General features: G+C 69.1%; 1 protein-coding gene. It reads right to left on the bottom strand.

Annotation, left to right across the window (positions count from 1 at the left end; all coding sequences use genetic code 11):
• A partial coding sequence (locus tag ABD691_RS26390; protein WP_344684196.1) for a mycobacterial-type methylenetetrahydrofolate reductase occupies positions 1 to 457 on the bottom strand: 457 nt, incomplete at its 3' end.
• Positions 458 to 572 lie beyond the last annotated feature (115 nt).

Raw genomic sequence — 572 nt, 5'->3', positions numbered from 1 at the left:
CTTCCCGCGTCGGGATCAGGATCGACCCGCGGTGCGGGACGACGTCCTGGAACTTGGTGAGGGCGTCGGTGGGGGCCACGCCGGGCCCCTCACCGTCGCTCATGTTGCGCGGCACGCCGACGAAGGCGATGCCGTCGATGTCGGCCTCGCGCAGGCTGCGCAGGCGTTCACCGAGTTGCTGTTCGTCGTGGAAGGCGGTGACCTGCGTGCAGAGTCCGCGCATCCCGTCGAGTTCCGGCCGGATGGTGCGCCAGAAGTCGATGACGTCCATCTTGGGCCGGAAGTCGACCGGGCGGTCGCCGTCCTCCTGGATGATGCCGGGGATCATCACGTGCCTGATCCGCCCGGCCAGCCCGGAGGAGCGGGCGAGCCCGGCGACCTTGCGGCCTTCCTCCACCGCCCTGTCCACGCCGTGGTCGAGGTCCGGCGGGACCATTTCGAGTGCGATCGTGTTCATTGGGCCCCAGCCTCCTGTCGACGGGGTGGCATCACTCGGTTTGCCTGCGTTCGGCGCGTTCCGCTGTTCAGTAGCGGTAGTGGTCGGGCTTGTAGGGGCCTTCGACGTCGACGCC

Origin of the sequence: Saccharopolyspora taberi (assembly GCF_039534165.1) — a bacterium.
GTDB lineage: Bacteria > Actinomycetota > Actinomycetes > Mycobacteriales > Pseudonocardiaceae > Saccharopolyspora_D > Saccharopolyspora_D taberi.
This window is presented reverse-complemented; position numbering and strand designations above follow the sequence as displayed.